Raw genomic sequence first — 2,903 nt, 5'->3', positions numbered from 1 at the left:
CCTAGTCGCTGGCCGGCAACGGCTTGGCCTCTTTGACGCTCAACGCCGTGCCACCGATGGCCAGGGTGCCCGCGCCAGCCTTGGTCACCAGCACCTCGGCGCCGGTCTCGTCGACGTAGCGTTTGCCCATCACGCTGCCGCCGGCGAACGCCGGATCCGGCTCACCGGCCCGCTCCGCGCCCAGCGGCACCATCGGCGCGCCGCCGCAGCGCAGGTCGTCGAGGGACTCCGCGCTGCGCACGACGATGACCTGAGTGTCGCACACCTGGCTGGCCAGCCGGGTTCCGTTCTTGATCATGCGTGCAGTCCTCCCAGCTCCTCGACGATCTCGCGGCGCAGCACCTTTCCGGTGGCGGTCGTCGGCAACTCGTCGCGGAACACTACCCGGTCGGGGGTTCGCGACCCGCGCAGGTTCGTGCGGACGTACGCGCGCAGCTCGTCCGGGTCGGGGGCGGCGCCGAGGGCCGGCACCACCACCGCGACGATCGCCTGACCCCATTGTGGATCGTCGACACCGACAACGGCGACACTGCGGACATCGGGGTGTTCGATCAGCACGTCCTCCACTTCGGCCGGCGCGATGTTCTCGCCCCCGCGGATGATGGTGTCGTCGCAGCGTCCGCCGACGAACAGGTAGCCGGCCTCGTCGAGCATGGCGATGTCGCGGGTGGCGAACCACCCGTCGGCGTCGAGCACCGAGCCGATTCCGGTGTAGCGGCCCGAGATCTGCTCACCGCGGACGAACAGCTCGCCGGTCCGTCCCGGCGGCAGCACGGCGCCGTTCTCGTCGCGGATCTGCACCTCGACGCCCGTCACCGGCTGTCCGACCGAGCCCAGCCGGCCGCCGACGGCGGGCTCGGTCGCGGCCTGCGCGTGGCGGTGATCCTCCGGGGTGAGCACGGCGATCGTCGAGCTGGTCTCGGTCAGGCCGTAGGCGTTGACGAACCCCACGTTCGGCAGCAGTTCCAGCGCCCGCCGCAGCAGCGGCAACCCGACCTTGGCGCCACCGTAGGCCAGGGTCCGCAGCGACGGCAGCCCGTGCTCTCCCCGCTCGAGCACCGCGACGATGCGGTCGAGCATGGTGGGCACCACCGTCGCGGTGGTGATGTGCTCGGCCTCGATCAGCCGCACCCACTCTTCGGCGTCGAAGGTGTTCAGGTACAACAGCTTTCGCCCCGCATACAGGTTGGACAGCGCAGCGGCGACTCCGGCGATGTGGTAGGGCGGCATGCAGATCAGCGCCGCGTCGGCCGGCCCGGCGGCGTCGAACTCCACCGTGCCGGTGACATAACTGGTCAGGTTGTGGTGCGAGAGTTCGACGGCCTTGGGCTGCGCGGTGGTGCCCGACGTGAACAGCACGACAGCGGTCGCGTCCGGGTCGGGGAACTGGGCGGCCGGCTCGGCGCTGCGGGCTGCGTCCACGAACTCGTCGGACTCCATCACGTGCTTGTTGCCGTCACCGATCATGTCTCGATAGCGGCGCTCCACGACCACCAGCGGTTCGGGGAGCTGCCGAATCAGAGTCTGGATTCCCTCGGACGACAGCCGGTAGTTGACTGGGGTGAACGCGCGCCCGGCGCGCGCCGAGGCGAACAGCAGCAGCGGCAGCATCGCCCCGCCGGTGCCGACGTAGACGACGTGCTTGGCGTGGGACGCCGCGATCACAGCGGCGCCGCCGTCGGCGAGATCGCTCAACTGCCCGGTGGTCAGCCGGGTGTCGTCGGCGACCACCGCCGTTCTCTCAGGGTGGCTCGAGACGGCCATCTCCAGCAGTACTGCGATGCTCACGGCGGGGGCGTCAGGTGCCGGTCCAGCGCGGCGGACGCTTCTCGGCGAAGGCGATCGCCCCCTCTTTCGCGTCGTTGGACGCGAACACCGGGATCATGATCTTCAGCTGCTCGGCGAACATGGCCTGCGGGCTCCAGCCGCGCGACTCGACGATGATCCGCTTGGTCGCGGCCACCGCCAACGGCCCGTTGGCGGTGATCTTCTCGGCCAGCGCGATCGCCGCCTCCAGCGCACCGCCCGGCCCGGTCAGCACGTTCACCAGCCCCAGCGCGTGCCCCCGCTCGGCGGGCAGGTGCTCCCCGGTCAAGGCCAGCTCCATGGCAATCGAGTATGGGATGCGGTCGGGCAGCCGCAGCAGCCCCCCGCCGCCGGCGACCAGGCCCCGCTTGACTTCGGGGATGCCGAACGCGGAGTCTCGGGACGCGACGATCAGGTCGGTGGCCAGCGCCAGTTCGGTGCCGCCGGCCAACGCGAAGCCCTCGACCGCCGAGATCAGCGGTTTGGCCGGCGGGCGCTCGGTGAAGCCCAGCCCGCGTCCGTCGACGACGACGCTCTCGCCCCGGGCGAACGCCTTGAGATCCATACCGGCACAGAACGATCCGCCGGCGCCGGTCAGGACCCCCACCGACAGGCCGGGGTCGCCGTCGAGGCGGTCCATCGCGTCGGCCAGGCCCCTGCTGACTGCGGCGTTGATCGCGTTTTTGGCGTCCGGCCGGTTGATGGTGACGATCAGGATCCGGTCGCGCTGTTCGACGAGGACGTCGCTGTGTTCGCTGACGGTGCTCACGACGGTGTGACGCTCCTTCGACATCTCGGTGACGGCTGCTCAGGCGATGCTATCCGTGCGGCGTGCGGCGTCGGTCACCCCCACCGTCGAGCTGTGCGCCCTGACCCCGAGGTGACGGAGAGCGTATCAGTGCTGACGCAAGCCCTGCTCGTCCCGGCCAACGCCACCGACGTTGTCTTCAACGCAGGCAACATCGGCGGCCTGGAAAGTGTCGTCGACCAGGGCCTCGCAGCGCTCGCCGGATTGGTGGCGTCGGCCCTGTCGGCGTCGGCCCTGTCGGCGTCGGCCCTGTCGGCGTCGGCCCTGTCGGCGTCGGCCCTGTCGGCGT

4 protein-coding genes are annotated in these 2,903 nt (G+C 70.6%); 1 reads left to right on the top strand and 3 read right to left on the bottom strand.

Features of this window, described 5'->3' with window-relative positions:
• Position 1: 1 nt before the first annotated feature.
• The 3 genes from ABDW21_RS15300 to ABDW21_RS15290 are packed head-to-tail and all read right to left on the bottom strand — an operon-like array spanning position 2 to position 2,599.
• Positions 2–298 carry a hypothetical protein gene (locus ABDW21_RS15300; RefSeq protein ID WP_343603289.1) on the bottom strand — a complete coding sequence of 99 codons (297 nt, stop codon included), beginning with the start codon at positions 296–298 and terminating at the stop codon, positions 2–4.
• Positions 295–1,788 carry a fatty acid--CoA ligase family protein gene (locus tag ABDW21_RS15295; protein ID WP_343710667.1) on the bottom strand — a complete coding sequence of 498 codons (1,494 nt, stop codon included), beginning with the start codon at positions 1,786–1,788 and terminating at the stop codon, positions 295–297. The genes ABDW21_RS15300 and ABDW21_RS15295 overlap by 4 nt, the downstream gene beginning before the upstream one ends.
• A 10-nt stretch (positions 1,789–1,798) precedes the next feature.
• Positions 1,799–2,599 (bottom strand): crotonase/enoyl-CoA hydratase family protein, encoded by an 801-nt coding sequence (locus tag ABDW21_RS15290; RefSeq protein ID WP_343603287.1) that lies wholly within the window; start codon positions 2,597–2,599, stop codon positions 1,799–1,801.
• Positions 2,600–2,668: 69 nt separating this feature from the next.
• Between ABDW21_RS15290 and ABDW21_RS15285 the strand changes: the two genes are divergently transcribed.
• Positions 2,669–2,903 (top strand): hypothetical protein (locus tag ABDW21_RS15285; protein ID WP_343710666.1); only part of this gene is annotated, 235 nt, incomplete at its 3' end.

The sequence above is a fragment of the Mycobacterium sp. genome (genome assembly GCF_039583805.1).
GTDB lineage: Bacteria > Actinomycetota > Actinomycetes > Mycobacteriales > Mycobacteriaceae > Mycobacterium.
The sequence above is the reverse complement of the archived record's forward strand: the minus strand, read 5'-3'. Positions and strand labels throughout refer to the sequence as shown.